Origin of the sequence: Staphylococcus sp. MZ3, from assembly GCF_018622755.1 — a bacterium.
Taxonomy (GTDB): Bacteria; Bacillota; Bacilli; order Staphylococcales; family Staphylococcaceae; genus Staphylococcus; species Staphylococcus aureus.
Window position 1 is genome coordinate 2,312,310 of the sequence record NZ_CP076026.1, and the last position, 23,006, is coordinate 2,335,315.

The following is a 23,006-nucleotide window of genomic DNA, read 5'->3' on the forward strand; positions in this document are numbered from 1 at the left end:
CTCTATGTTAATTGTGTATCACAATCATTTTTAATTTTATTTAATAACCATTGCTCAAATGCTGTAAAATCTTCATGCTCCCTTACATTAATGCTATAACAAACATTCGACAATTGTTGTAATACTTGCAACTCTTCTTCATTTCGATAGACTACGACTTTTTCAAAATCAGCATTTTTAAAGCCTTCAACTAATACGATATTGGTGTCAATTGTAACAGATTTTTCAATAATTTGAGTAAGATTTTGATTATCTACACGTGTTACAGTTTGCTGATATTGAAAACCTTGTACAATACTTTGATCTGCCCCCGCTTCAAAATGCTTCATGTGATCGACGTCTGAATCCTGTAATTGAACATCTTCCTTACCATGCCCATGATGTTTAATAGTAGCAACTGTATAACCATGTGACTTTAAGAAAGAGACAATATGCCTCATCAATGTTGTCTTACCAGACTTTTTGTAACCTACAATTTGTAAAATCATAAAAGAAGTTCCTCTTCAGCAGCGTCAGATTCAGTCAATATAATATCTACTGTATGCCCCGCTTTAAAACCACGTGACCCTCCTGGTAACATGACCATACAGTTAGCATGTGCAATCGCTACAACCGCACCTGATTTATTGAATCCTGAAGGTACTACAGTAGCTCCAGCACTTGTTAACGTTGCTTTAGCACGTATAAATCGTGTGAATGGGTTTGCCTTGGTAAAATCTTCCATTAATGTTGCTTTAATTATTTGCGGGAAGACTTCTAGTGCGCCACACATATGTTTAACAGCTGGTTTCACAAATAGTTCAAATCCTGTAAAACAAGCTGATGGATTTCCAGATAATCCAAACAAATACTTTCCATCTGCAAATGCAACCGTTGTTACGCTACCAGGACGCATTGCTACTTTATTAAATAACACTTCCGCCTTTACAGCCTTATAAATCTCAGGTAAATAGTCAAAATCTCCAACAGAAACTCCTCCCGTTGTAATAACGATATCATGTTTTTCCATAGCTTCTTTAACGACTTGTATGCCACTATCTAAATCATCTTGTTGTGTTTTGTAAATACCAACTTCAAGACCTAATTTTTCTGCTAAGGCACGAATCATTGGGCCATTAGAGTTACGAATTTTTCCATCTTCTAATACATCATTAACATCTAATAATTCGCTTCCTGTTGCAATAACAGCGACACTCGGTTGCTTAATAACTTTAACCTCTGCATAGCCATATGTTGCAAGGACCGCTATAGCCCCTGGATTAATTACTTGTCCTTTTTTTAGAACAACATCGCCTGTCGTTGTTTCTTCACCTTTTAAAGATATATTTTCATTTTTTGAAAATGGTTTACGAATTGTAAATGTATCTTCTAGTTCAATCGTTTGTTCAAACATAACAACAGCATCTGCGCCATTAGGTATTTGTGCTCCAGTCATAATACGCACCGCTTCGTGATCCCCAACTAATTTATCAGAAACTGAACCTGCACCAATTTGATCAATCACTTTAAACTCAATGCGATTCTGACCACTTGCCCCTTGTGAATCAACACTGCGAATTGCAAAACCATCATAAGGTGATTTATCAAACCTTGGTATATCATAAGTAGCTACAATATCTTCTGCTAAGATATGATTTAGACTTTTTTCAAGTGCTACCGTAATTGCCGGCATTGAACTCTGCTGATTAACGATACGTTGAATTGCTTCTTTAACTGGGATTGGGTTTCTTTTTTCTACTACCATTAAAAATCATCTCCAAAACTTTTATTTTTTCATGATATACTAGATGCACTAGGAGGGGTAAAATGACTGAGTTTACTCATATTAATCAACAAGGCCACGCCAAAATGGTCGATGTATCAGACAAACAAATTACAAAAAGAACTGCTGTCGCTCATTCAAGCATTACTGTAAATGAAACTATTTTTAAGCAGATTTCTAATAACACCAATACCAAAGGCAATGTATTGAACACTGCTCAAATCGCTGGTATTATGGCTGCCAAAAATACATCAACAATTATTCCGATGTGCCATCCATTACCATTGACTGGCATAGATGTTCACTTCAGCTGGGATGAAACAAATGCACCCCTTTATACTTTAAACATTCAAACAACTGTCTCTACAACTGGCAAAACCGGTGTTGAAATGGAAGCTTTAACCGCTGCATCAGCAACGGCTTTAACCATTTACGACATGACGAAAGCAGTTGATAAAGGTATGATTATTGGCGAAACCTACCTTGAAAGCAAGTCTGGCGGTAAATCTGGAGATTTTCAACGCCAATCAAATCAATAAATTATTTTGTAAGCTCATGAATCAGATGATTCAATTCTGGTTTAATGAGCTTTTCTAATGCTAATTTAACTGCGCCTGTTGATCCTGGAATCGAAAATATCAATTTATTATTAACTGTACCTGCTACAGCACGAGACAATAATGCACGCGTGCCAACATCTTCAACATAACTCAAATATCTAAACAATTCCCCAAAGCCTTCTATCTCTTTAGTTAAAAGTGGTTTTACTGCTTCAATCGTCACATCACGTTGTGCAATACCTGTTCCACCAGTCGTAATGATGACATCAATATCTTCTTCTAACCACTTCTTCACCTGCGTCGTGATGGCTACTTTTTCATCTTTCACAATTGTATAATGTGCGTCACTCACTTCAACGTCATCTGCTTGTAATAGTTGGCGCACGCATTGACCACCTTTATCTGTATCAAAGTCTCTAGTATCTGATACCGTTAGTACGGCTGCTTTAACTGTACGATTCAATTTAACGTTTTGATGTTCGCCCATAATATTACACTCCTTTTGTCTTATCTTTTTTTATCCAAACAATAAATTCATTAGATGTGTGGCATCTGATGTGCGTGTCATGCCATGTATTAAAAACCTTCCACCTTTAAAAGCAACAATGCGGTGTCCTTTAAATTCAAACATAACCATATACGAATTACTGCGATAATTTAGTTGATGTTGTTTTAAAAATTGAACAAGAATGTCGTGTGTAATTGATGCATTTTCATACTGTACAGTGTCTCTACCACACAATGTTGCATAACGTTGTTCATTCTTGTTTAAATACGGATAACTTGGTACATCTCCACAAGTTGTACAGTCTGAACGTTGCATTTTACTGAAACCAAATGAATAATGACTACCTTCCCAAATATCGCCATAAGTTATTTTTGTGTCAATTGGTTGTTCCGTTAATACTTTCATCGCATCTCTTAATTGTAAACTTGTTGCCATCGTCACGGCAGGTTGAATGACCCCTACTGTATCACATGTTAAATTTAATGCTGGCAATTGTGGTACCAAACAGTTAAAGCAAGGTGTTTTACCAGGTATAAATGCAGCTTCTGTATATGTACTCTGTACAACACCACCATAAATCCAAGGTATACGATGTTTATATGCAAAATCATTAATCAGTTGTCGTGTTTCAAAGTTATCGGTTGCATCAATAATAACGTCAACGTCCTGTCCATGTGTTTCCAAAAAATAATAATCCACATGGGCAATATAATCATCAATATCAACATCACTACGTAACGCTAGCAAATGCTTTTTAGCTGCAACCACCTTAGGCATCATTTTCAAAGCATCTTCTTCAGTAAACAATGTTTGTCTTTGTAAATTACTAAATTCAATATAATCTCTATCAACAATGATTAGTTTAGCAATGCCTGCTCTAACAAGTCCTTCAGCCACATGTGTACCTAATGCGCCCATACCAATAATCAACGCACATTTTTGATTTATTTTGCTTTGACCTATTTCACCTATTTGTTTAAATAAAATTTGCCTTGAATAACGTTCTTGACTCACATTAAGTTATCCTTTCTTTTTATCATTACTTTCATTATATGACGCGCGTCAATGTCTCTCAAAAAAACTGCCCCTAAAAAAGAGTTTAAAACATCATTAAAATGCTGATAGAAGCATTCACTTCTACAATTTTAAATACGTTCTAAACTCTTTAATGGCAAATAAATGATTACCCAATTGTAATAATTTCATGAGCCATTTGTTCTGCTTCATAGTTTGAATGTGTCACAAATATGATTGGTATTTGCCATTCGTTGAAAATACGTTTAACTAATGTAATACTCTCATCTTTTGTAGTATCATCCAAACTAGAAAAAGGTTCATCTAATAAAATTAAATCTGGTTTCGTGCTAAGTGCACGTGCAAGTGCTACACGTTGCGCCTCTCCACCTGACAATGTCATAGGATATTGTTTCATCAAATGATCAATGTTTAAAGTTTGAATTAATTGATCGATGTGTTCAGATGGTTCAGCCATAAAAGTAATATTTTTATAGACCGTCATATTAGGAAACAATTGGTAGTCTTGAAACAGATATCCAATACGTCGTTGTTGAATTTTAACATTCACGTTTTTTGCCGTATCAGTAAGTAATTGCCCATTCACTTCGATAATAGCTTCATCTGCTTTACGTAATCCGGCAATCATATTTAAAACAGTAGTTTTACCAATGCCAGATGGACCACGAACTGCATAAATTTTTGGTTCAGTATCATCTATATTGATGCGAATTAAAGTGTTCTTTAATTGATATTTCACATTGATTTTAAGCATCTAGTCGACCTCCTTATATTTATCTTTATTCAATAAATTAATTGTAGATATAACCACAATAGAGAATGCGACTAGCACTAATACCCATAACCACGCTTCATTTTCTCTACCTTGTTCCACTAAGAAGTATATTTCTAAAGGTAGTGTATTCGTTTTATTTGGAATATATCCTGCAACCATTAATGTAGCACCAAACTCACCTAATGCACGAGCAAAACTCATCATTATACCTGCTAAAATAGAGCGTTTAGCTAATGGTAAAATTAATTTGAGGAAAATTTTCGTTTCACTTGCTCCCATTGTTCTAGCTGTATTAATCATTTTCGTGTCTATACCTCTGAAGCCTTGCACAGTATGTTGATACATTAGTGGAAAACTAACAATGACAGATGCTATCACAGCACCTGTCAAAGTGAACACTACAGGTAAATGTAGTACATTCGCAAAGAATTGACCGATTGGTCCTCTTGGCGAGAAGATGATTAATAGAATAAAACCTAATACCGTTGGCGGCAAAACAATAGGTAATATCAATAAACTTTCCAATACTTTAACCCACGAACCCTTACGACGATACAACCATTTAGATATAAAAATACCTAAAACCGTTACAATAATCGTACTGATTACAGCAACTCGTATTGATATCCAAAAAGGTGTTAAGTCAGGCATGGATTACAACTCCTTATGCTGCAAAGTGGTATTCTTTTAATATTTCTTTAGCTTTATCTGATTTTAAGAATTCCATCCACTCTTTTGCTAATTTACTATCTGATGTAGCACCAGCTTCGTATGTGATTGGCTTCTTAAGTTCTACTTCTTTAATTACTTTTACAGTATCAATTTTTTTGTTTTGTTTATATAAGTCAGTTTTATACACAAAACCTTGTTTCGCATTACCCTTTTCAACATAATTTAATACTTGTTTTACATCTTTAGCATAAACGATTTTACTTTCGACTTCTTTAAATAAGTTATTGTTATCTAAATACTGTTTCGCATATTTTCCTGCTGGTACAGTTTTCACTTCACCTAATGCTAATTTATCATTGTCTTTTAAGTCTTTTACTGAAGTGTAATTTGAATCTTTATCACCAATTAATACTAGACTATTTTTCGCATATTTATATGTATCATGCGCTTTATTCTTGTCTTTTAATGCATCTACATCTTTAGTATTTGCAGACATAAATACGTCAACAGGTGCGCCTGATTCAATTTGTTTTCTTAATGCCCCTGATCCACCATAGTTAAATTTAATATCAGCATTTTTATGCTCTTTTTTAAATTCTGAAGCTAATTTCTTGGTTACATCTGTTAAACTTGCTGCCGCTGCAACTTGAATCTCTTGTTTCTTACCATTGTCTGCGTCATCTTTTTTACTTTCATTATTATCGTTAGAATTAGAGCAACCAGCTAATACTAAAAATAATGCCATTACAATAGCTATAAAACGTTTCATTTTCATTGAGTGAACCCCCATTTTTAATAATATTTACATTTTCATTATACACTTACTATTATATTTGAAAAGAACCGTTGCCTGTTTATATATTGATTCAAACAATTGTCAAATTTGCATAAGATTGATATTTATTAATTGATCCCCTAGTATGTATACTCTCGAATTCAATTTAAATCAAACAGATTGCTCGCTATTAATTTTTATAAATCAAATTTCAAACTTAAGCAAATATGTTAAAATTTTAAGCAAATTGCTTTAAAATAAAGTTTAAGCTAATTAAAGGGGTTAGATAATGAACAAAGATGTATCTTTAGGTCAACCAATTGTTAGATATGAAGATGGAAAATTATTCAATACAACAGATCAATATGTGACAGAATTTCCACTTACAATTATGGTGAATGGTGAAGAATTTGCGACTGTTATATGCAGTCCAACAAACCTTGAGGAGTTAGTCATTGGATTTCTGGCTTCGGAAGGTGCCATTTTAAAGCGAGATGAATTAAAATCTGTGCTGATTGATGATAGTAAAGGTTTTGCCCATGTTGAACTTAATAAAGATTTAGGCGATCGCTTTCAATATTCCACAAAACGAATGATTGCATCTTGTTGTGGAAAGAGTCGTGAGTTTTATTTTCAAAATGATGCTGCTATCGCTAAAACATCTATGTCTAAAATCACTTTAACTCCAATGCAAATTATTAACATGATGACTCGATTACAAAGTGCAAGTCATATTTACCAAGAAACAGGTGGCTTACATAATGCTGCTATAAGCGATGGTTTGACATTTTTTGTACATCGACAAGACATTGGTAGACATAACGCTCTAGATAAATTATATGGATTTTGTATTCAGCGACATATTACTGTCCGAGATAAAGTATTAATTTTTAGTGGACGTATTTCATCAGAAATTTTAATTAAAGCCGCAAAAATTGGTGTTGGCGTCATTTTATCTAAATCAGCTCCGACAACGCTTGCTGTAACCTTAGCTAATGACCTAAATATTACGGCAGTTGGATTTATTCGAAATGGTGGCTTTAATATATACAGTCATCCAGAACGTATCATTGATTCTGAACAATAACATATTCATTATAGTGTGTCATAATGAACGATATTCTACATGAATCAACAATTTAAACGCACTATTTTTATAAGTATAAGTAGCTCAAAACAATTTAAAAAGCAGTAAGTTGATTTCTACTCGAAACCAGCTTACTGCTTTTTTATTCTAATACAAACCTATCATCAATCGTTAATTGCCAATATCTTCTTTTAATATTTGATAACAAAATGATTGGTAAACATAACCTTGCTTTGCATACATATCTTTTGCTGTATCTTCACCATCTGCAACTAATATGATTGGTTTGTGATTTTTTGATATGGCGTATTCACCTATCAACGATTGAATTGTAGATCCAATTCCTTGGTGCCGAAATTGTTCTAATACACCAAATCCATCTAATTCAATGTAATTTTCACTTTCAATGACATCTACAACGCCAATAGGTTCATTATTTAAATAAGCTACTAAGCGTTTAATCACATCTTTTTGATAATGTTCCCTTACCATTTCTTCATGTGCATCTGCATAGTCTTTTCCAAATGGCAGACTAAACTGATATGCAACTTTTAAATAGGCATCTATATGCGACTCGTCAACGATGGCAATTTCAACGTCAGAGTTACGCGGCAAATTGGCAAGCGCATCACTTTCTATGGCATACAATTCCATAATACCTAGTTCAAAATTCATATCTTTAAACATAGCCATCCAATGATTATCAAGTTGTTCATTTTCCGGGAAACTAAACGCATAATGATTTGAACCTTGATTTGTATGTAATTGATGTTGACGCTCTAAGTCTTTCAGCCATCGCTCTTCGGTAGGCGTCTTTTTATATATCCATGTGTTACTTGTGTATCGTTGTGGAAAAGAAGGCGTTAAATAAATCAACTGCTCGTCGTCATTTTCAAATATAGTGCCGTTACAATATATATCTGACATACTTATACTAGCCATTGACACCTACTCCTTTCACTTTTATAAATTTCAAAGCAACTTATTCAATTACTTTACTATCTTAAATATGATTATTTTATTCCCATAATTTGACGAAACTGCGAGTGATTAAGTAAAGCTGTACCAATCAAACTTGCTACAATTGCTTTTAATATATCACCAGGCAAATAAGCTAATGAAATTGAAATAGCTTTCGTAAATGGTATGTTAATAATCATGCCCATAATCAATGTACCAATAACATCTAATGCTATAACACCAAAAACTAAAATACCAACGAATAAAATCCAGAAATTAATTTCATTGATGAATCTATCTCGAATCGCACCAATCATGAATGCTACAACTGGATATAATAGTAAAAACCCTGCTGAAGGACCTGCGAATACACCGATGCCACCGCGACCACCTGATAACAATGGCAAGCCAGCAACTACTAATAATAAAAAGACGATAACACTTAATGTGCCATATTTACGTCCTAAAATCACACCTGCTAAGAAAATACCAATGTTTTGAAGTACAATTGGTACTGAAGAAAATGGTAGTGGAATTACCGGTACCAATCCTAAAATAGCGATAATCGCTGTCATTAAAGCTGTATATACTAACTGTTTTGTTGTCATTTTTTACTTCCTTTCGTATTTCATGACCATTATTATAGCACCATTGTAAACTTTAAGAAACGAAAAGTTTACAATAAGTTGTTCTATATAAATTAAAACCTTAATTATTCTACACAGCTGTTAATTTACTTTTTTAGCAAGTGCAGTTATATAATCAAAAAATGCGTTGTTATCTACATGATTTATGACATTAATTTTGCGCCCATCTTTACACTCAAATGTCTTACCTTGACTTGGTCCATAACTTATTACATCGACTTTTTTCTCAATTGAATGAACCAAGTCCTTGTTACCAATATAAGCAGTCGTTAAAACATCCCATAAAAAGTAAGTAGAATTTGTTATAAAGTGTGTTAATGGTGGTACCGCTGCATAACTTACTCCTAAAAAATCAATGCCCGTATATTGGCGTTCATTCGCCCATCTTTGTCTAACATCTAACGTTAGCGGTACTTGATTCGTACTTTCTAAAGCAACCATATCAATCTCTATATCGCTATCAAAAACAATTTTAACCGCTTCTGGATCCCAATATGCATTCCATTCTGCAGAACCATCATGCTCAGGTTCTTCAACATTTCCTTTTGGTAAAAAGGTGCCACCCATCCAAACTAATTTTTCTATATACTGAACGATAGATGAATCTTTTTGTAGTGCTTTTGCTAAATCTGTAAGCGGGCCTGTAAATAATAATGTTACTTTTTCTGATTGTCTCTTTAAAGTTTGAATAATGTCTTCAAAGGCTTCTTTGTCGCTCACATTTGAAGCAACATGTTTGACTGGCTCATTTAAAATTGGCAATGCGTCCATAAAAAAGGCATGCATACGCCATTCTTTAGGAAATGGATTTTTTCCTCGTTCATATGATGGCGCAACTTGAATATCTTCATTTGAAAAACGATTAATAATTTTTACTGATGCGCTCAAAGATGGCTCTAAATAACAATCAGCACCAATTGTACTGACCCCTATCAATTGAACGTTTTCCATTTGTAATAATAAAAATAGAGATACTAAATCATCTACACCACCATCGTGGTTAAAATAAACTTTCTTAGTCACTCGAAATCCCCCTTACATTTCATTTTCCATTAACAATATTATGTTTTTATAAAACGTTGTTATATATCTTTCTACAAAATCATAACATTCTGTTGTAATCCTTTTAAACCTCTTCTTTAATTGAAAGCCATTCCCTGATATCCCTTCCATAAAGTATGCACTAAAATAATTATGATATAACTTATTAATAAAGAGATACATTGAGCTATTTTCTCAGGTATACTACTTTAGCTATAATAATACTAATCTATCATTAATTAAATTGAACGATAACAACGGCACTTATTATTTAAAAAAATACAAATATCTAACTTTCTAGCTATAAAAATAAGAGCCTAATACAATATCAAAAGATTGATATGTTTCAGACTCTCATTTCACTAACTTATATAGCTGAATTATTTTGCAGCTTTAATTAATTTTTCTTTTAAATCTTTACGCATGAAATCTAATGTATAAGGATCGTTGTACCAGTATGTACCAGCATCAACTTTAACAATATGTCCTTCTTTAGTAGCTTTCAAATTCTTCCACATGTTTGTTGATTCGTATCCTGGTGTAGGTTTACCTTCACTTGTACTCACAATGTAATCACCAGCATATTTTTCAATTTCTTCTTGTTTCACTTCAGCCCAACCTGCTTTTGCAGTTAACTTTTGTTGTTCTGGTTGCATTTTTAAACCAAATGCTTGATATAATACTTCTCCACCACGACCCCAGTTATCGCCGTAAGTGTATAATTTTTTATCAAATTCATCAAACAATGACACTGTTGCATCTTGTCCAATTGCTTTTTTAATTTCTTTACCGTCTTTAGCAGTTGTTTCTTCCCAATCTTTCTTCCAAGCTTTTACTTTATCTTCTTTACCAACAATTTTCCCTAACATTTCTTGTTGTTCTAAATATTTATGCTTATTATAGTCAACAACTACTGTTGGTGCTACTTTTTGATATTTTTTAATATCTTTGTCAGTAGAGTATACAATAATTAAATCTGGCTTTTCTTTAGCAACTTTTTCTACATCGCCATCACCAATTTTTGTAACACCTTTAAATTTATCTTTTAATACTTTGCTTTGATCGACTTGTTGATTTACAGCTACAATGTTTGCACCTAATTTTTTAAGTCCACCAGCATATGTTGGCGCAACTACTGCAATGCGTTTAGGGTCTTTCGGAATATCTACCGTTTTGCCATCGTCCATTTTATAAGATTTAGTTTCAGCTTTGTTATTTTTTTCACCTTGGTTCCCACACGCAGCTAACACTAATAACATAATTATTAATGGTAATAATAGTTTTTTCATAATTTCCTCCTATTGAAAATGATTATCAATCATTCAAAAATTATACAAGATTGCATATACATTTACAATAGCTAGTGTTATTTATTTTTTATTTTCGCAAAAAATTTAACAAAATATCTTAACATCCCTATAAATCCCCACAAAAAAAGGGTAAATCCGAACGTCAAATTTCATCTCTTTATGCCAATCAACGATCGATTTACCTTTTAAAATTTAAAATGTATCTGTAATACTCTTAGCAATATTTGTATATGCTGCATCTTCCATAGGTGGATTGTGTAATCCTGCACGCATGTCACGATAGTAACGTTGTAATGGTCGATTCATTTCTAAGCTTTTAGCACCAACTATTCTCATCGCTAAATCAATCACTTCAAGCCCTTGATTCATTACCATCACTTTACTCGCACTTGTTGAATTTCTTATCTGACTGTCATCTTTATATTGTTGATAGCCTTTTGCTGTACTCCATAAAAATTGTCTCGCACATAACAATAGCGTTTCCATTTTCCCTAAATTTTGTTGCACAGTTGGCAATGTTGCAATCGTTCCTTCAATACTATTAGGGCTATGTTGGATTGCAAAGTCTACAGCATAATTTCTAGCAGCTTGTGCTATACCTAAATAACAGCTTGGTATATGCAATATCCAACCATTTGGCGCTTTACTTTTCTCTGTTTCCACTAAATGTTTTAATGGTACTTTTACATCATTTAATATTAAATCATGACTTTCTGTCGCTCGCATACCTAATACGTCCCAATTATCGGCAATTTCAACACCAGGCAAATTCCTGTCTACTAAGAAAAAACCAACACTTTCTAATTCTTCTATATAAGCAGCAACAATAATATGTGTTAGTGCTTTACTCATTGATGTATATGTCTTCACACCATTTAAAATATACCCATCATCAGCTTTAACAGCATGTGTACTTGGTCTTCCCCCTCTTGTTGGACTACCCATTTCAGCTTCACTAACTGCTCTATTAACTAATGCACCATTATTAATTTCAACAGCAAATTGCTCCAACATATCTTGAGACCATAATTTCTGTTCATAAATTTGTCCTACGACACTCACATGCCAACCAATAGATAATGCTGTGGCACCATCAATTTCGCCTAAAAATGATTGCAAAATAACCATGTCTTCTATGGTCGCACCTTCACCACCATATGCTTTTGGTAACGTTAATTTTCCATAACCTTCTTTAATTAACCATTCAATATTTTTATATGGAAATTGGCTATGTTGATCATTATATTCAGCTTTAGCCTTAAATGTATCTCTAATTACTTTGAATTTTTCAATCCATTTTCTTTGAATTTCCGTTGTTATTAAAAAGGAATTATCCATATCATTCATATTAGTCACCCCACACAACACACAATATAAATTATTTATTCCTAGTTTAACACTCGACTTTAAAAATAAAAAGGAACGTGCTGTGAACAATTAAAAGAAAACTGATAATTCGATTAAGTATGCACTTAATTCCATAAAAATACACCAAAAACTATACAATTCGCTGTATAGTTTAAGGTGATATTCAAACAATATTAGGTTTGATTTAACTATCAAGCATCTACTTTGTCATGTTTAATACCAGCAAATAATAAAATCCATGTCACAATAATAAATGGCAATGTTAATGCAGGTAAGCCAAACGGTTCAAGCAATGTTGTTGTACCTAGTTGCACCACTACTGTTAATAACACACCTAAAAAAGTCGAAATATAAGGGTTAATCGCTGTTTTAAATGTATATCCTAGTGCGATTGCCATTAATACAAAGTTATAACCGAATAATCCCTGATTAATATCATCATAATTACCACCTAATAGAGCTACAATGATAAAGCTTAACAAACTAGCTATAACAGCTAAGAGTGCTGCTTTTCTTGATGCTATCAATATACCGATTAAAATACATACGCCACCAATTACACTCGCTTCGATAAATACTTGACTGAATCCTTCAAATAATGACTGAATGAAATGTATTCTATCATTGTTGCTAAAATTAACCGTTTCAATGTTTTGAGGCATTAACTTTAACGATGTATCTACAAATTTAACCTGTCCTGAAAGTAAAATTGTAAACCAAGTCACAATGACAAAAGGCATCGTCAGCATCGGAACTTTATATGGTCTTAAAACTTCTCTCACTGCAGCAGCAACTGGTAACGTTAATAAAGTTGCTATCATTGTTATAACAATATCTAATCCTGACTTATCTAAAAAGATTGTTAACGCAATGGCAGTTAACACTGGATTAAATCCGGCTAACCCATCATTAACCTCTGCCTCACTATAATTTATAAAACGCGCAAAAGTATAGGCGATGATGCTACCTACAATAGCCGCTAATCCAATTGTCCAATCGGCAACAAATAATCCTATTAAGATAAATAATCCTGTCCATTTATTACTAATTAACACAACCTGAGAAATATTTTTCAAAAGTACATCTATTATCTTCAAATCTTTCACCTTTCCTTTGAATCATTACTCATTAATATACTACTATTCTACGAAAAGTTATATTAAAAACTATTTTGGTTTTTACATAAATATATTCCACTATTTGTTTATGATTAGATTGTTTGATTCAATAGCGGATATGCTAAAAATATAATTTTCTAATTACACATTGAACTTTGTATATTACTTGTTTATCACAACAATTAGGATTAATATAAATTTTGTAAATTGTATCTAATATGAAATTGGAGGTTTTAATTTGCATTTTACACAACGAGAGCAAGACAAATTAATGATTGTAGTGGCGGCGGAAGTTGCGCGTCGTCGTAAAGCACGTGGTTTGAAACTAAATCATCCTGAGGCATTAGCTTTAATCAGCGATGAATTATTAGAAGGTGCACGCGATGGTAAGACCGTTGCAGAGTTAATGAGTTATGGTAGACAAATTCTAAACAAAGAAGATGTCATGGATGGTGTCGAACACATGATTACAGATATCGAAATCGAGGCTACGTTCCCCGATGGTACTAAGTTAATCACAGTACATCACCCTATTGTTTAAAGGAGGCAGTCAAATGATACCAGGAGAAATTATTACAAAAAGTACAGAGGTTGAAATTAATAACCATCATCCTGAAACAGTTATCGAAGTTGAAAATACAGGAGATCGACCAATTCAAGTGGGCTCACATTTTCATTTTTATGAAGCAAATGCAGCATTAGATTTCGAACGTGAAATGGCATATGGAAAACATTTAGATATTCCAGCTGGAGCAGCTGTTCGATTTGAACCTGGGGATAAAAAAGAAGTTCAATTAGTTGAATATGCTGGCAAACGTAAAATTTTTGGTTTTCGTGGTATGGTCAATGGTCCTATCGATGAGTCACGTGTCTATCGCCCAACTGATGAAAATGATGAATATGCAGGTGTATTCGGAGATAACGGTGCTGAAAACGTGAATAAAAAAGGAGGAAAAAGATCATGAGCTTTAAAATGACGCAAAATCAATATACGAGCTTATACGGTCCAACTGTTGGAGATTCCATTCGTTTAGGTGATACGAATCTATTTGCTCAAATAGAAAAAGACTATGCGGTTTATGGTGAAGAAGCTACTTTTGGTGGTGGTAAATCTATTAGAGACGGTATGGCGCAAAATCCTCGTGTAACACGTGATGACGTGAACGTTGCAGACCTTGTCATTTCTAATGCCGTTATTATCGATTACGATAAAGTGGTTAAAGCTGATATAGGCATTAAAAATGGTTATATTTTCGCCATAGGTAATGCCGGCAACCCAGATATAATGGATAATGTCGACATTATTATAGGTTCAACAACAGATATCATTGCCGCTGAAGGTAAAATCGTCACTGCTGGTGGTATTGATACTCATGTTCATTTTATTAATCCTGAACAAGCAGAGGTCGCATTAGAAAGTGGTATTACGACTCATATTGGTGGTGGTACTGGTGCTTCAGAAGGTTCTAAAGCAACAACTGTAACTCCAGGTCCATGGCATATTCATAGAATGTTAGAAGCTGCCGAAGGTTTACCTATTAATGTCGGTTTTACAGGTAAAGGACAAGCAACAAATCCAACTGCACTCATTGAACAAATCAATGCCGGAGCAATTGGATTAAAAGTACATGAAGACTGGGGTGCAACACCATCTGCTTTGAGTCATGCATTAGATGTTGCTGATGAATTTGATGTTCAAATTGCATTACATGCAGATACTTTAAATGAAGCAGGATTTATGGAAGACACAATGGCTGCTGTTAAAGACCGTGTACTTCATATGTACCATACTGAAGGTGCTGGTGGCGGTCATGCGCCTGATTTAATTAAATCCGCTGCATTTTCAAATATTTTACCTTCATCTACAAATCCAACTTTGCCTTATACACATAATACTGTAGATGAACATTTAGATATGGTAATGATTACTCACCATTTAAATGCGGCTATTCCTGAAGATATCGCATTCGCAGATTCACGTATTCGTAAAGAAACGATTGCAGCAGAAGATGTTCTGCAAGATATGGGTGTATTCAGTATGATTAGTTCCGATTCACAAGCAATGGGCCGTGTAGGTGAAGTAATTACACGAACATGGCAAGTAGCACATCGCATGAAAGAACAACGTGGTCCTTTAGATGGTGATTTTGAACATAATGATAATAATCGCATCAAACGTTATATCGCTAAATATACAATTAACCCAGCAATTACACATGGTATTTCTGAATATGTAGGATCTATCGAGCCGGGCAAACTAGCTGACATTGTCTTATGGGACCCAATTTTCTTTGGGGTTAAACCTGAATTAGTTGTAAAGGGCGGATTAATTAACTCTGCCGTAAATGGCGATGCAAATGGTTCTATACCTACATCTGAACCGATGAAGTACCGTAAAATGTATGGTCAATACGGCGGAAACCTTACAAGTACGTCAATGACATTCGTGTCTAAAACTGCTTATGAAAATGGTATCAATCGTGCATTAAATTTAAAACGCATGGTGCGTCCAGTTAAAAATATTAGACAATTATCTAAAGCAGATATGAAAAATAACAGTGCAACACCTAAATTAGACGTTGATCCACAAACATATGAAGTATATGTAGATGGAGAAAAAATTACAAGTAATGCAGCAACTGAGTTACCATTAACTCAAAGATACTTCTTATTCTAGGAGGAACATAGAATGATTGTTGAAGAAATCCAAGGCAATATTGCCAATTTGTCAAATTCAGAAAAACAAAAGCACGTCGAAAAAGTATACCTTGAAAATTCAGATCTTGTTAAACGTATTCAAAGAGTCGTTACAGACCATGGCACTGAAATAGGCATTCGTTTAAAACAACCTATTGACTTACAATATGGAGATATTTTATACGCAGATGACCATAATATGATTATTGTGGATGTTAATTCAGAAGATCTTTTAGTGATTCAACCAAGAACATTGCAAGAAATGGGAGATATAGCCCATCAATTAGGAAATCGTCATTTGCCAGCACAATTTACAGAGACTGAAATGCTAGTACAATATGATTATTTAGTTGAAGATTTATTAAAAAGTTTAGGCATCCCATATGTTCGAGAAGACCGTAAAGTTAATAAGGCTTTCAGACATATAGGGCATTCTCATGATTGATCATACACACTTAAGATTATTTCAGTTCTGTGATTCACAGTTTCCAACAGGTGCTTTCAGTCATTCATTTGGTCTTGAAACATATATTCAACGAAATATAATTCATGACGATCATACTTTTATTGCTTGGTTAAAAATGTTTTTACAAGAGCAACTTACCTATTCTGATGGTTTAGCCATGCGTTTAGTTTATGATGCATTGGAAAATGATGATACACAAAAAGTATTACACATAGATAAACTGATGTTTGTTCAAAACTTACCTAAAGAAACACGTGTTGGTGCAAAACAAATGGGGACTCGCATGGTTAAATTGGCTTTAGAACTTTATAATAGCCCATGGATTGCTTGGTATCATCAACAAATGCAAGATAAGAAAGCAAAGTTAAATCCAGCTATTTGTTTTACTATGCTAGGCCATCATTTAAGTGTAGATATTGAAACGATTATTGATTACTATTTATATCAAAATGTTTCAAGTTTAACTCAAAATGCTGTTCGTGCTATTCCACTTGGACAAACTGCTGGTCAAAAGATAGTTACTCACATGATTCCTTATATAGAAGGAACAAGAAAGCAGATTTTCGAATTAAAAGAAGCAGATTTTGGCATGACAGCGCCTGGTTTAGAACTAAATCAAATGGCGCATGAGAACGTCAATGTTAGAATTTTCATATCATAGGAGGTTATAATTGTGGCAAATCCGATTAAAATTGGTATTGGTGGTCCTGTAGGTGCAGGTAAAACACAATTAATTGAAAAAGTTGTAAAACGTCTTTCAAAAGAAATGAGTATCGGCGTTATTACAAATGATATATATACAAAAGAAGACGAAAAGATATTAGTAAATTCAGGAGTTCTACCTGAAAGTCGTATCATTGGTGTTGAAACTGGTGGATGTCCTCATACTGCGATTCGTGAAGATGCATCTATGAACTTTGCAGCAATAGACGAATTATTAGAACGTCATGACGATATAGAACTAATTTTCATAGAATCTGGTGGCGATAACTTAGCAGCAACATTTAGTCCAGAACTTGTTGACTTTTCAATTTATATTATCGATGTTGCTCAAGGTGAAAAGATTCCACGTAAAGGTGGTCAAGGTATGATTAAGTCAGATTTCTTTATAATTAACAAAACTGATTTAGCTCCCTATGTAGGTGCATCATTAGAACAAATGGCTGAAGATACTAAAGTATTTCGTGGTAAACGTCCATTTACTTTTACTAACTTAAAAACTGACGAAGGTTTGGATGAAGTTATCGATTGGATTGAACGCGACACTTTACTCAAAGGATTATCATAATGGATGAACAACAATGGACTGGGCAACTTGATTTAACAGTGTTTTTCGATGGCAATCGATCAGTATCAAGAGATATTTTCTTTGAAAAAGCACTTAAAGTGATACGTCCAGTTTATCTAAATCAATCTACCATTCCTACATTTTATATAGTAAATGTAGGTGGTGGCTATTTAGATGGAGATCGTTACCGTATGAATGTGAATGTCGAAGATAACGCTAAAGTGACATTGACATCTCAAGGTGCAACAAAAATATACAAGACACCTTCCAATCATGTTGAGCAGTATCAAACTTTTAATTTAAAAGATAACGCATATTTAGAATATGTCGCTGATCCAATCATCGCATATGAAAATGCTAAATTTTATCAACACAATACGTTCAATCTCAATAATTCTAGTTCATTATTTTATACTGATATTTTAACTCCTGGTTATTCAAAAACTGGCGAAACCTTCAAGTATCAATATATGCATTTAATAAATGAAATTTATATTGAAGATGAGTTAGTCACATATGATAATTTATTATTGAATCCTAATAAACAATCGATCAATGAAATAGGTTATATGGAACATTACTCTCATTATGGCTCTGCTTACTTCATACATGAAGATGTTAACCAAAAACTAATCGATTCAGTTTATGAAACCATTAGTTCTTATAGCAATACATTCGATTGTCGTGTTGCTATTTCTCAATTGCCTACACATGGCTTTGCAGTTAGAATTTTTGCTTATCGCACACAAATTATAGAGAAAATACTTGGAACCATCCAAAGCTATATCGCAGAAAACATTTATGATCGTAAACTTGATTTTCTAAGAAAATATTAAAATAAAAAGACTAGTGTACCTTGTTTCAAGCTTAATAAGCTGAAATAAGGTATGGCTAGTCTTTAACTTTAATTAAAGCATCTTCAATATTTAAATTTTAAGTTAATTTTATGTCCCAATGCTGAATAAATAACTTCGTTTTAATAAATTGTTATCGTTCAATGTTATTAAACGCAATTAACCTTGATTTAATTTTTAATGTATTCTTCTAATTCTGAAATCAGTTTTTGAATATTTGCTTTTTGTGTATCTGTAACATAAACAATAACTGTTCTTTCGTCTTGTAAACTTCTTTTCTTTGATAACAATTTTAAATCTTTTAGCTTTTGTAAAGCTTTAGTTAAATAGTAAGGTTTGAACTCTGAGCACTTAGCAATCTCTTTAGATGAGATTTCGTTAGACTCACTTCTTAAAATATGATTTAAAATATAAATTTCTTCATAGTTCAAATTGAACTTCTTTTTTGTATCTCTGAAAAACTTCTTAACTTGAAATGTTGCGTTGACTAAATCATTAATGTCATTAATTTTACTCATTATTAAACCACTCCTCTGATGCACATCTTGTTGTAGCAAGGTTCACATGTAATTTATTAAATCGAAACTCTATCCAACTATGTTATAAAGTTCATTCTAAACAAATAAGTATAAAAATTCAATATTTTTATTACTAGAATATGGTTAAATACATTTATTTCTTATAATAATTTGATGTTTAAGATATTTTGCCAAATTGAAAATTATTAGTCTGAATATTTTGTATCTTAACTGATATGTAAACTTTTAAAATTTTAATCTATATCAACGTGTTTGATTTGATATTTTTTATATTAATTGGATGGCTTGCTCACAAAATTTATAAAATATAAAAAAAGAAGAGCTTTAAATCATAACGCATGCCATTTATCTTTAAATGCAATGAGTTATCATTCAAACTCTTCTTATCAACCTACATACATTGACATTATACTATCATATGTTGTTTTACATATTCAACAAACATTTCAACGTTATCACTTTTAATATCATGCATTGGGACATTACCAATATTAAATTTGAACATTATAGTTTGACCATCATAATCTATCTTCTCTATTTCATTATAACTAATACTTCTATAATAAAATTGGCCATTCATATCTACATTCATAATTAATCTTTCATTTGTTGCTATAAATGCCCCTTCAAATTCATTCTCACCTTGAACTTGATACTCAATTATTCCTAGCACTGACGGACCCTTTTTTTCAGTTGGAAATAAATCATTCGGATTCACATTATCTAAAATCATAATATCCCTCCCACTTAAAACTATAAACTATTCTTCATAGGTATATGAAATACAAGTGATTAACTATTTATTATTAAGCTTAACTTGTATTCCCTTTTCAAGATAATTATAACATGCTTGAATAAGCATAGTGACTTTAGAAAACTTTTCTCGCTTGATTGTTACAATAACACGCCTTTCATCTAATTCACATCTCTCTTTTTTAACTAATCCCTTCAAAATTAAACACTTTAAAATCGGGCTAACCGCAAATATCGGGTGATGGAATTCACCCTGTAATTCTTTAACCGTCAATTGACCTTTATGCAGATTTAATATTCCTAAAACGTATAACTCTTCTAATGTTAATTGACACATATTTAAATAACACTTTAGATTTCGAAATAGTTCTTGTGACGACAATAAATACGATACATAGTCACAACTAAAATCAAATGTATATTGACCAAAATAACGTTCAATATAGTCACTAAGCTCATTATTCATATATTCTATTTTATCTATATGCATTTTATTAATCGAAATAGTCAATTTACGTTGATCCCTTTGATCTCTTCCTTTCAATAGCCATTGATGATTGTTTAAATAACTTAACATTTGAAGAAGTGCCATCTTAGATTGGATTTCTTTCATTTTTAATAACCTATCTATTGAAGCGCTATTGGAATCAGAATTATCATATTTAACTAATAGATTTAATAGTTTCACTTGAGTCAAAGTGAGATGAAATGAATATTTCAACATATCATTAATGACTTTCAACATTAGTATGTGTGCAGTTAAACGCTTAACTTTAAATTTAGACATCTTTAAAAACCTCTCTTAAACCATGCCTATATCTCAAGATGATATTTCAAATGAACAATACTATTGCTTGAGACCATTAATGAATGATCATAAATATTTCTTTCTATAAAATTAGCTTTCCAATAACTGTGTTGTTGCATAATATCATTCACAAGTACACCATTTTCGGAAGTATGATTATCTTTATCTATACTTAAAACAATTTGTTTAGTTTTAGCATGGCTAAATTGTTGAAGACCCTTACACGATAAACGTATAGCGTCTGAATTCTCATTTAACAATGCGGCTGGCAAACAAATGACACATTGTACTTCATGTTTGAACTTCGTTACAATCATCGTGTCATTTTGATAAATAACAATCCCTCGTAATTGATTAAGTATATTTATGATAAAAATGAATATTGATAATCTAGTCAAATTTATTTCTTTGCTAGCTTCACTTATAATTGACATGTGCATAATAAGTCCTCGAAATTTTGTATAATTTGTCAAAAGTTCAGTAACCTTATTAAAATCAGACATTGTGATTTTTTCTTTTAAGTCATTATTCTCATTAATCAAATCTACATCACATATAATTTTAGAACATGCAATAGACACCTGTTCTATTTGTCTTAGCGGTAAGATAAAATAGTCTATTAGATGATCAATTTCTTTATCATAGTGCGTATTCAACTCTTTTGGTTCCAGATGATATATTAATTCAAATACTCCTATATAATTATCTATTAAGCGTTTCAGTTTTTGAATTGCAGTAGTATTTAAGTCGTTAATTAAAAATGCAATCTTACATCTATTACTCTCAAATGTCATATTAAAAATTGTGGCTACTAGCTTTTCTATCTTGCCTCTTTCAGTACTCGTTAACAATTCCTTATATTCATGTTTAATACGAAATACTACATTTACATTGTAATTCACTATCTTTTGAAGTAATAAAGTGATTTGTTCAATCGATAGCTCATTGCTTGTGTCGATTGTAACAATTATATGCAAGTTTTCAGGATTAACACCTAATCTTTGAATGATTTGTTTAATAGTATAATAATCCATCCAATAAAAATTACTTCCTTTAATATAAATGTTTTTAGGTTGATACATTTGACTCCTTTTTGTAGGTTCAAAAGGTATATCAATCTCGCGCATACTTGAAGAACTTTGATTAGTATTATCAAATAATTCAATTATATTTTTATCAATTTCAACTAATTGGGAATGGTTAATTGAATGAGATGTTGGACTATATCTTTTTCTAATTAATTTAGGAGTGTTACCATACGTTTCTTTAAAGAGGTGTATAAAACGAGAATAATGATTAAAACCATGACTACTTGCGATTTCTTCAATAGGCTTCTTAGAAGTTAAAATATCAATTAAGCAATGCTCCAGTCTAATATGATTTAAATATTGAATAAAATTACTATAAGGTGTCGCTTTAAACATGTCACTTAAAGCTTTGTTTGTAATACTAACTTGATTAATGACATCTTTCCTATTTATCTTTTTATGGTGGTTGTTTGTTAAATAATCGTGCACTTCTTCGGCTACTAAATGACGACTACCATCGTATGTATTTAATGACATTAATTCAACACACATGTAATTAATAATCTTATCATTAGCATTATAAGACTGTTGTTTAATTTTGCTGTAGATTAAATACTTAATCAAGATTCTAAAAGTGCTAGCAACCTCATTTGTTAATATCTTGCCACGCATCATATAGTTTGCATTCATAAACTTCAAAAATGTCTTTGCACTTACTTCAACAACACAACATACACTATCATCATGACCATCAATTTGATACAAATCATTCAACATAATAACGGTGACATCATTTCTTTTTACATCATATTGTTGTAGATTGATTGAAACTACACCTGTACCTTGTAGCCAATATATAATTTTTAAGTTCGCTTCCTTCACACTACTCATTTTCATACTTTTATAAATATGTAGTGAATAATTATCTGTCATCTTACATCCTCACATATACAAA

The 23,006-nt window shown here is 32.4% G+C and carries 26 protein-coding genes; 9 read left to right on the forward strand and 17 right to left on the reverse strand.

Annotated elements, in window-relative coordinates; all coding sequences use genetic code 11:
• Positions 1-2 precede the first annotated feature (2 nt).
• Positions 3-488, reverse strand: a complete 486-nt coding sequence (gene mobB / locus KI230_RS11415; protein ID WP_000602945.1) for a molybdopterin-guanine dinucleotide biosynthesis protein B — start codon at positions 486-488, stop codon at positions 3-5.
• Positions 485-1,744, reverse strand: coding sequence for a molybdopterin molybdotransferase MoeA (locus tag KI230_RS11420; RefSeq protein WP_000259732.1), 1,260 nt, complete (start codon positions 1,742-1,744; stop codon positions 485-487). The genes mobB and KI230_RS11420 overlap by 4 nt, the downstream gene beginning before the upstream one ends.
• 62 nt (positions 1,745-1,806) lie before the next feature.
• Here KI230_RS11420 and moaC point away from each other — a divergent pair, with 62 nt between their 5' ends.
• Entirely contained in the window at positions 1,807-2,301 is a 495-nt protein-coding gene (moaC, locus tag KI230_RS11425) for a cyclic pyranopterin monophosphate synthase MoaC (RefSeq protein WP_000134527.1), read from the forward strand.
• Position 2,302: 1 nt separating this feature from the next.
• Here the strand turns inward: moaC and KI230_RS11430 are convergent, their stop codons facing one another.
• The 5 genes from KI230_RS11430 to modA form a co-directional block, all read right to left on the reverse strand.
• Positions 2,303-2,809: a MogA/MoaB family molybdenum cofactor biosynthesis protein gene (locus tag KI230_RS11430; RefSeq protein WP_000503820.1), complete on the reverse strand. Its 507-nt coding sequence runs from the start codon at positions 2,807-2,809 to the stop codon at positions 2,303-2,305.
• Between the two features lie 30 nt (positions 2,810-2,839).
• Positions 2,840-3,844 (reverse strand): ThiF family adenylyltransferase, encoded by a 1,005-nt coding sequence (locus KI230_RS11435; RefSeq protein ID WP_000076927.1) that lies wholly within the window; start codon positions 3,842-3,844, stop codon positions 2,840-2,842.
• 169 nt (positions 3,845-4,013) lie between these two features.
• Positions 4,014-4,619, reverse strand: coding sequence for an ATP-binding cassette domain-containing protein (locus KI230_RS11440; RefSeq protein WP_000913019.1), 606 nt, complete (start codon positions 4,617-4,619; stop codon positions 4,014-4,016).
• Entirely contained in the window at positions 4,620-5,291 is a 672-nt protein-coding gene (gene modB / locus KI230_RS11445) for a molybdate ABC transporter permease subunit (protein ID WP_001113093.1), read from the reverse strand.
• A gap of 13 nt (positions 5,292-5,304) precedes the next feature.
• On the reverse strand, positions 5,305-6,087 hold the full coding sequence (gene modA / locus KI230_RS11450; protein WP_000782736.1) for a molybdate ABC transporter substrate-binding protein: 783 nt from the start codon (positions 6,085-6,087) through the stop codon (positions 5,305-5,307).
• Positions 6,088-6,376: 289 nt separating this feature from the next.
• Between modA and fdhD the strand changes: the two genes are divergently transcribed.
• Positions 6,377-7,174 carry a formate dehydrogenase accessory sulfurtransferase FdhD gene (gene fdhD, locus KI230_RS11455; protein ID WP_001030825.1) on the forward strand — a complete coding sequence of 266 codons (798 nt, stop codon included), beginning with the start codon at positions 6,377-6,379 and terminating at the stop codon, positions 7,172-7,174.
• Positions 7,175-7,345: 171 nt separating this feature from the next.
• Here the strand turns inward: fdhD and KI230_RS11460 are convergent, their stop codons facing one another.
• From KI230_RS11460 to yut, 6 genes are all read right to left on the reverse strand, one after another.
• Positions 7,346-8,116 carry a GNAT family N-acetyltransferase gene (locus KI230_RS11460; RefSeq protein ID WP_000146741.1) on the reverse strand — a complete coding sequence of 257 codons (771 nt, stop codon included), beginning with the start codon at positions 8,114-8,116 and terminating at the stop codon, positions 7,346-7,348.
• A 71-nt stretch (positions 8,117-8,187) separates the two neighbouring features.
• Positions 8,188-8,742 (reverse strand): biotin transporter BioY, encoded by a 555-nt coding sequence (locus KI230_RS11465; RefSeq protein ID WP_000208736.1) that lies wholly within the window; start codon positions 8,740-8,742, stop codon positions 8,188-8,190.
• 120 nt (positions 8,743-8,862) lie between these two features.
• Complete coding sequence (locus KI230_RS11470) at positions 8,863-9,804, reverse strand: nucleoside hydrolase (RefSeq protein ID WP_000163416.1); 942 nt, start codon at positions 9,802-9,804, stop codon at positions 8,863-8,865.
• Positions 9,805-10,202: 398 nt separating this feature from the next.
• A complete protein-coding gene (locus KI230_RS11475) occupies positions 10,203-11,111 on the reverse strand; it encodes an ABC transporter substrate-binding protein (protein WP_000735038.1) in 909 nt (302 codons plus the stop codon).
• A 213-nt stretch (positions 11,112-11,324) separates the two neighbouring features.
• Positions 11,325-12,479 (reverse strand): acyl-CoA dehydrogenase family protein, encoded by a 1,155-nt coding sequence (locus KI230_RS11480; protein WP_045178375.1) that lies wholly within the window; start codon positions 12,477-12,479, stop codon positions 11,325-11,327.
• Positions 12,480-12,691: 212 nt separating this feature from the next.
• Positions 12,692-13,597: an urea transporter gene (yut, locus tag KI230_RS11485; RefSeq protein ID WP_000691099.1), complete on the reverse strand. Its 906-nt coding sequence runs from the start codon at positions 13,595-13,597 to the stop codon at positions 12,692-12,694.
• Between the two features lie 259 nt (positions 13,598-13,856).
• Between yut and KI230_RS11490 the strand changes: the two genes are divergently transcribed.
• The 7 genes from KI230_RS11490 to KI230_RS11520 are packed head-to-tail and all read left to right on the forward strand — an operon-like array spanning position 13,857 to position 18,905.
• Positions 13,857-14,159 carry an urease subunit gamma gene (locus KI230_RS11490; protein WP_000545928.1) on the forward strand — a complete coding sequence of 101 codons (303 nt, stop codon included), beginning with the start codon at positions 13,857-13,859 and terminating at the stop codon, positions 14,157-14,159.
• 13 nt (positions 14,160-14,172) lie between these two features.
• A complete protein-coding gene (locus KI230_RS11495) occupies positions 14,173-14,583 on the forward strand; it encodes an urease subunit beta (protein WP_000612128.1) in 411 nt (136 codons plus the stop codon).
• Positions 14,580-16,295 carry an urease subunit alpha gene (gene ureC, locus KI230_RS11500; RefSeq protein WP_000008673.1) on the forward strand — a complete coding sequence of 572 codons (1,716 nt, stop codon included), beginning with the start codon at positions 14,580-14,582 and terminating at the stop codon, positions 16,293-16,295. The genes KI230_RS11495 and ureC overlap by 4 nt, the downstream gene beginning before the upstream one ends.
• 12 nt (positions 16,296-16,307) lie before the next feature.
• Positions 16,308-16,760, forward strand: coding sequence for an urease accessory protein UreE (gene ureE, locus KI230_RS11505; protein ID WP_000634589.1), 453 nt, complete (start codon positions 16,308-16,310; stop codon positions 16,758-16,760).
• Positions 16,753-17,442, forward strand: a complete 690-nt coding sequence (locus KI230_RS11510; RefSeq protein WP_045178372.1) for an urease accessory protein UreF — start codon at positions 16,753-16,755, stop codon at positions 17,440-17,442. Before ureE ends, KI230_RS11510 begins: the two co-directional genes overlap by 8 nt.
• A 12-nt stretch (positions 17,443-17,454) precedes the next feature.
• The gene (ureG, locus tag KI230_RS11515; protein WP_000002969.1) at positions 17,455-18,069 is read left to right on the forward strand and encodes an urease accessory protein UreG; all 615 of its coding nucleotides are present in this window, start codon (positions 17,455-17,457) and stop codon (positions 18,067-18,069) included.
• Complete coding sequence (locus KI230_RS11520; RefSeq protein WP_045178371.1) at positions 18,069-18,905, forward strand: urease accessory protein UreD; 837 nt, start codon at positions 18,069-18,071, stop codon at positions 18,903-18,905. The genes ureG and KI230_RS11520 overlap by 1 nt, the downstream gene beginning before the upstream one ends.
• 188 nt (positions 18,906-19,093) lie before the next feature.
• On the opposite strand, the gene sarR is transcribed toward KI230_RS11520, so the two are convergent.
• The 4 genes from sarR to KI230_RS11540 all read right to left on the reverse strand — a co-directional run bounded on the left by sarR (position 19,094) and on the right by KI230_RS11540 (position 22,984).
• On the reverse strand, positions 19,094-19,441 hold the full coding sequence (gene sarR, locus KI230_RS11525) for an HTH-type transcriptional regulator SarR (RefSeq protein WP_000036076.1): 348 nt from the start codon (positions 19,439-19,441) through the stop codon (positions 19,094-19,096).
• A gap of 427 nt (positions 19,442-19,868) precedes the next feature.
• Positions 19,869-20,195 carry a PH domain-containing protein gene (locus KI230_RS11530; protein WP_000599589.1) on the reverse strand — a complete coding sequence of 109 codons (327 nt, stop codon included), beginning with the start codon at positions 20,193-20,195 and terminating at the stop codon, positions 19,869-19,871.
• A gap of 63 nt (positions 20,196-20,258) precedes the next feature.
• Positions 20,259-21,002, reverse strand: a complete 744-nt coding sequence (locus KI230_RS11535; RefSeq protein WP_000032848.1) for a SarA family transcriptional regulator — start codon at positions 21,000-21,002, stop codon at positions 20,259-20,261.
• Positions 21,003-21,028: 26 nt separating this feature from the next.
• Complete coding sequence (locus tag KI230_RS11540; protein ID WP_000131844.1) at positions 21,029-22,984, reverse strand: helix-turn-helix transcriptional regulator; 1,956 nt, start codon at positions 22,982-22,984, stop codon at positions 21,029-21,031.
• Positions 22,985-23,006 lie beyond the last annotated feature (22 nt).

Excerpts from the sequence above, each read along its gene's own strand:
- mobB (WP_000602945.1), bottom strand. The coding sequence starts at position 488 with ATGATTTTACAAATTGTAGGTTACAAAAAGTCTGGTAAGACAACATTG.
- KI230_RS11420 (WP_000259732.1), bottom strand. The coding sequence starts at position 1,744 with ATGGTAGTAGAAAAAAGAAACCCAATCCCAGTTAAAGAAGCAATTCAA.
- moaC (WP_000134527.1), top strand. The coding sequence starts at position 1,807 with ATGACTGAGTTTACTCATATTAATCAACAAGGCCACGCCAAAATGGTC.
- KI230_RS11430 (WP_000503820.1), bottom strand. The coding sequence starts at position 2,809 with ATGGGCGAACATCAAAACGTTAAATTGAATCGTACAGTTAAAGCAGCC.
- KI230_RS11440 (WP_000913019.1), bottom strand. The coding sequence starts at position 4,619 with ATGCTTAAAATCAATGTGAAATATCAATTAAAGAACACTTTAATTCGC.
- modB (WP_001113093.1), bottom strand. The coding sequence starts at position 5,291 with ATGCCTGACTTAACACCTTTTTGGATATCAATACGAGTTGCTGTAATC.
- modA (WP_000782736.1), bottom strand. The coding sequence starts at position 6,087 with ATGAAAATGAAACGTTTTATAGCTATTGTAATGGCATTATTTTTAGTA.
- fdhD (WP_001030825.1), top strand. The coding sequence starts at position 6,377 with ATGAACAAAGATGTATCTTTAGGTCAACCAATTGTTAGATATGAAGAT.
- KI230_RS11460 (WP_000146741.1), bottom strand. The coding sequence starts at position 8,116 with ATGGCTAGTATAAGTATGTCAGATATATATTGTAACGGCACTATATTT.
- KI230_RS11465 (WP_000208736.1), bottom strand. The coding sequence starts at position 8,742 with ATGACAACAAAACAGTTAGTATATACAGCTTTAATGACAGCGATTATC.
- KI230_RS11475 (WP_000735038.1), bottom strand. The coding sequence starts at position 11,111 with ATGAAAAAACTATTATTACCATTAATAATTATGTTATTAGTGTTAGCT.
- KI230_RS11480 (WP_045178375.1), bottom strand. The coding sequence starts at position 12,479 with ATGAATGATATGGATAATTCCTTTTTAATAACAACGGAAATTCAAAGA.
- KI230_RS11495 (WP_000612128.1), top strand. The coding sequence starts at position 14,173 with ATGATACCAGGAGAAATTATTACAAAAAGTACAGAGGTTGAAATTAAT.
- ureC (WP_000008673.1), top strand. The coding sequence starts at position 14,580 with ATGAGCTTTAAAATGACGCAAAATCAATATACGAGCTTATACGGTCCA.
- ureE (WP_000634589.1), top strand. The coding sequence starts at position 16,308 with ATGATTGTTGAAGAAATCCAAGGCAATATTGCCAATTTGTCAAATTCA.
- KI230_RS11510 (WP_045178372.1), top strand. The coding sequence starts at position 16,753 with ATGATTGATCATACACACTTAAGATTATTTCAGTTCTGTGATTCACAG.
- KI230_RS11520 (WP_045178371.1), top strand. The coding sequence starts at position 18,069 with ATGGATGAACAACAATGGACTGGGCAACTTGATTTAACAGTGTTTTTC.
- sarR (WP_000036076.1), bottom strand. The coding sequence starts at position 19,441 with ATGAGTAAAATTAATGACATTAATGATTTAGTCAACGCAACATTTCAA.
- KI230_RS11530 (WP_000599589.1), bottom strand. The coding sequence starts at position 20,195 with ATGATTTTAGATAATGTGAATCCGAATGATTTATTTCCAACTGAAAAA.
- KI230_RS11535 (WP_000032848.1), bottom strand. The coding sequence starts at position 21,002 with ATGTCTAAATTTAAAGTTAAGCGTTTAACTGCACACATACTAATGTTG.
- KI230_RS11540 (WP_000131844.1), bottom strand. The coding sequence starts at position 22,984 with ATGACAGATAATTATTCACTACATATTTATAAAAGTATGAAAATGAGT.